The sequence below is a fragment of the Stutzerimonas sp. LR2 genome (assembly GCF_055755175.1).
Map to the genome: position 1 here is coordinate 1 of NZ_JBVTRR010000009.1, position 4958 is coordinate 4958.

The window sequence follows — 4958 nt, forward strand, 5'->3', positions numbered from 1 at the left end:
GTAGAATGCGCCGCGCTGACAGGGTGGTGGTTGAGTCCTGTTGGTGGCTTCGGTCGGATTGATCGAAAGCGGTTGAAAGAGGTGGTTGACAGTGGTTTTGGACGCTGTATGATTCGCCTCCCGCTGACGAGAGATGCAGATTGATCGAGGCGGCAAGCGGTTGAGTAGAAAAGAGATTTTCGAAAAACAGCTTGACAGTAAGAAAGGCTGCTGTAGAATGCGCGGCCTCGGTTGAGACGAAAGGCTTGATCGAAACGCTCTTTAACAACTGAATCAAGCAATTCGTGTGGGTGCTTGTGAATGTAAGACTGGTAGTCGCAAGATTATCAGCATCACAAAGCAACACTCGTTTATTCGAGAGTTACTCTTTCTAGTAAAGAGATTTGCGATTGCTGAGCCAAGTTTAGGGTTTTCTCAAAACCCAAGCAGTATTGAACTGAAGAGTTTGATCATGGCTCAGATTGAACGCTGGCGGCAGGCCTAACACATGCAAGTCGAGCGGATGAGTGGAGCTTGCTCCATGATTCAGCGGCGGACGGGTGAGTAATGCCTAGGAATCTGCCTGGTAGTGGGGGACAACGTTTCGAAAGGAACGCTAATACCGCATACGTCCTACGGGAGAAAGTGGGGGATCTTCGGACCTCACGCTATCAGATGAGCCTAGGTCGGATTAGCTAGTTGGTGAGGTAAAGGCTCACCAAGGCGACGATCCGTAACTGGTCTGAGAGGATGATCAGTCACACTGGAACTGAGACACGGTCCAGACTCCTACGGGAGGCAGCAGTGGGGAATATTGGACAATGGGCGAAAGCCTGATCCAGCCATGCCGCGTGTGTGAAGAAGGTCTTCGGATTGTAAAGCACTTTAAGTTGGGAGGAAGGGCAGTAAGTTAATACCTTGCTGTTTTGACGTTACCAACAGAATAAGCACCGGCTAACTTCGTGCCAGCAGCCGCGGTAATACGAAGGGTGCAAGCGTTAATCGGAATTACTGGGCGTAAAGCGCGCGTAGGTGGTTCGTTAAGTTGGATGTGAAAGCCCCGGGCTCAACCTGGGAACTGCATCCAAAACTGGCGAGCTAGAGTATGGCAGAGGGTGGTGGAATTTCCTGTGTAGCGGTGAAATGCGTAGATATAGGAAGGAACACCAGTGGCGAAGGCGACCACCTGGGCTAATACTGACACTGAGGTGCGAAAGCGTGGGGAGCAAACAGGATTAGATACCCTGGTAGTCCACGCCGTAAACGATGTCGACTAGCCGTTGGGATCCTTGAGATCTTAGTGGCGCAGCTAACGCATTAAGTCGACCGCCTGGGGAGTACGGCCGCAAGGTTAAAACTCAAATGAATTGACGGGGGCCCGCACAAGCGGTGGAGCATGTGGTTTAATTCGAAGCAACGCGAAGAACCTTACCAGGCCTTGACATGCAGAGAACTTTCCAGAGATGGATTGGTGCCTTCGGGAACTCTGACACAGGTGCTGCATGGCTGTCGTCAGCTCGTGTCGTGAGATGTTGGGTTAAGTCCCGTAACGAGCGCAACCCTTGTCCTTAGTTACCAGCACGTTAAGGTGGGCACTCTAAGGAGACTGCCGGTGACAAACCGGAGGAAGGTGGGGATGACGTCAAGTCATCATGGCCCTTACGGCCTGGGCTACACACGTGCTACAATGGTCGGTACAAAGGGTTGCCAAGCCGCGAGGTGGAGCTAATCCCATAAAACCGATCGTAGTCCGGATCGCAGTCTGCAACTCGACTGCGTGAAGTCGGAATCGCTAGTAATCGTGAATCAGAATGTCACGGTGAATACGTTCCCGGGCCTTGTACACACCGCCCGTCACACCATGGGAGTGGGTTGCTCCAGAAGTAGCTAGTCTAACCTTCGGGGGGACGGTTACCACGGAGTGATTCATGACTGGGGTGAAGTCGTAACAAGGTAGCCGTAGGGGAACCTGCGGCTGGATCACCTCCTTAATCGAAGACACCGGCTTCGTCATAAGCTCCCACACGAATTGCTTGATTCACTTGCGAAAGGCGATTGGGTTTAGACCCGAGAGTAACGATTGGGTCTGTAGCTCAGTTGGTTAGAGCGCACCCCTGATAAGGGTGAGGTCGGCAGTTCGAATCTGCCCAGACCCACCAATCGAAGGGGCCATAGCTCAGCTGGGAGAGCGCCTGCTTTGCACGCAGGAGGTCAGCGGTTCGATCCCGCTTGGCTCCACCATTAACTCTAGTCGCCGAAAGCTCAGAAATGAGTGTTTACCAGGATGAGATTGATTGCCTGGGTTGAACATTGATTTCTGGACTTTGCGCCAGAACTGTTCTTTAAAAATTTGGGTATGTGATAGAAGTAGACCGATGTGTTGCTTTCACTGGCAGCATGTCGCGTCAAGGTAAAATTTGCGTGTTCTCTATGCAAATTTTCGGCGAATGTCGTCTTCACGTTATAGACAGTAACCAGATTGCTTGGGGTTATATGGTCAAGTGAAGAAGCGCATACGGTGGATGCCTTGGCAGTCAGAGGCGATGAAAGACGTGGTAGCCTGCGAAAAGCTTCGGGGAGTCGGCAAACAGACTTTGATCCGGAGATGTCTGAATGGGGGAACCCAGCCATCATAAGATGGTTATCACACACTGAATACATAGGTGTGTGAGGCGAACCAGGGGAACTGAAACATCTAAGTACCCTGAGGAAAAGAAATCAACCGAGATTCCCTTAGTAGTGGCGAGCGAACGGGGACTAGCCCTTAAGCTTCTTTGATTTTAGCGGAACGCTCTGGAAAGTGCGGCCATAGTGGGTGATAGCCCTGTACGCGAAAGGATCTTAGAAGTGAAATCGAGTAGGACGGAGCACGAGAAACTTTGTCTGAACATGGGGGGACCATCCTCCAAGGCTAAATACTACTGACTGACCGATAGTGAACCAGTACCGTGAGGGAAAGGCGAAAAGAACCCCGGAGAGGGGAGTGAAATAGAACCTGAAACCGTATGCGTACAAGCAGTGGGAGCCTACTTTGTTAGGTGACTGCGTACCTTTTGTATAATGGGTCAGCGACTTATTTTCAGTGGCGAGCTTAACCGAATAGGGGAGGCGTAGCGAAAGCGAGTCTTAATAGGGCGTCTAGTCGCTGGGAATAGACCCGAAACCGGGCGATCTATCCATGGGCAGGTTGAAGGTTAGGTAACACTGACTGGAGGACCGAACCGACTACCGTTGAAAAGTTAGCGGATGACCTGTGGATCGGAGTGAAAGGCTAATCAAGCTCGGAGATAGCTGGTTCTCCTCGAAAGCTATTTAGGTAGCGCCTCGTGTATCACTGCTGGGGGTAGAGCACTGTTTCGGCTAGGGGGTCATCCCGACTTACCAAACCGATGCAAACTCCGAATACCAGCAAGTGTCAGCACGGGAGACACACGGCGGGTGCTAACGTCCGTCGTGAAAAGGGAAACAACCCAGACCGTCAGCTAAGGTCCCAAAGTCATGGTTAAGTGGGAAACGATGTGGGAAGGCTTAGACAGCTAGGAGGTTGGCTTAGAAGCAGCCATCCTTTAAAGAAAGCGTAATAGCTCACTAGTCGAGTCGGCCTGCGCGGAAGATGTAACGGGGCTCAAACCATGCACCGAAGCTACGGGTTCAACGCAAGTTGAGCGGTAGAGGAGCGTTCTGTAAGCCTGTGAAGGTGAGTTGAGAAGCTCGCTGGAGGTATCAGAAGTGCGAATGCTGACATGAGTAACGACAATGCGAGTGAAAAACTCGCACGCCGAAAGACCAAGGGTTCCTGCGCAACGTTAATCGACGCAGGGTGAGTCGGTCCCTAAGGCGAGGCTGAAGAGCGTAGTCGATGGGAAACGGGTTAATATTCCCGTACTTCTAGTTACTGCGATGGGGGGACGGAGAAGGCTAGGCCAGCAAGGCGTTGGTTGTCCTTGTTTAAGGTGGTAGGCAGAGATCTTAGGTAAATCCGGGGTCTTAATGCCGAGAGCTGATGACGAGCTTTCTTTTAGAAAGCGAAGTGGTTGATGCCATGCTTCCAGGAAAAGCCTCTAAGCTTCAGGTAACTAGGAACCGTACCCCAAACCGACACAGGTGGTTGGGTAGAGAATACCAAGGCGCTTGAGAGAACTCGGGTGAAGGAACTAGGCAAAATGGCACCGTAACTTCGGGAGAAGGTGCGCCGGTGAGGGTGAAGTATTTACTACGTAAGCCCATGCCGGTCGAAGATACCAGGCCGCTGCGACTGTTTATTAAAAACACAGCACTCTGCAAACACGAAAGTGGACGTATAGGGTGTGACGCCTGCCCGGTGCCGGAAGGTTAATTGATGGGGTTAGCGCAAGCGAAGCTCTTGATCGAAGCCCCGGTAAACGGCGGCCGTAACTATAACGGTCCTAAGGTAGCGAAATTCCTTGTCGGGTAAGTTCCGACCTGCACGAATGGCGTAACGATGGCGGCGCTGTCTCCACCCGAGACTCAGTGAAATTGAAATCGCTGTGAAGATGCAGTGTATCCGCGGCTAGACGGAAAGACCCCGTGAACCTTTACTATAGCTTTGCACTGGACTTTGAGCTTGCTTGTGTAGGATAGGTGGGAGGCTTTGAAGCGTGGACGCCAGTTCGCGTGGAGCCATCCTTGAAATACCACCCTGGCAACCTTGAGGTTCTAACTCTGGTCCGTTATCCGGATCGAGGACAGTGTATGGTGGGTAGTTTGACTGGGGCGGTCTCCTCCTAAAGAGTAACGGAGGAGTACGAAGGTGCGCTCAGACCGGTCGGAAATCGGTCGCAGAGTATAAAGGCAAAAGCGCGCTTGACTGCGAGACAGACACGTCGAGCAGGTACGAAAGTAGGTCTTAGTGATCCGGTGGTTCTGTATGGAAGGGCCATCGCTCAACGGATAAAAGGTACTCCGGGGATAACAGGCTGATACCGCCCAAGAGTTCATATCGACGGCGGTGTTTGGCA

Annotated in this window: 2 tRNA genes, 2 rRNA genes and 1 pseudogene; 4 read left to right on the top strand and 1 reads right to left on the bottom strand. The window is 52.0% G+C overall.

The features are described from left to right. Positions 1 to 277 (bottom strand): annotated as a pseudogene (locus tag ACVRRC_RS21440) (hypothetical protein); the annotation flags it as partial. A 156-nt stretch (positions 278 to 433) separates the two neighbouring features. On the opposite strand from ACVRRC_RS21440, the gene ACVRRC_RS21445 reads away from it, so the two are divergent. The 4 genes from ACVRRC_RS21445 to ACVRRC_RS21460 all read left to right on the top strand — a co-directional run. Then, positions 434 to 1970: ribosomal RNA gene (locus tag ACVRRC_RS21445) — 16S ribosomal RNA — on the top strand. A 91-nt stretch (positions 1971 to 2061) separates the two neighbouring features. Beyond that, positions 2062 to 2138: transfer RNA gene (locus ACVRRC_RS21450), tRNA-Ile, on the top strand. Between the two features lie 6 nt (positions 2139 to 2144). Next, positions 2145 to 2220 (top strand) — tRNA-Ala (locus ACVRRC_RS21455). Positions 2221 to 2474: 254 nt separating this feature from the next. Further along, a 23S ribosomal RNA gene (locus tag ACVRRC_RS21460) occupies positions 2475 to 4958 on the top strand; the annotation flags it as partial.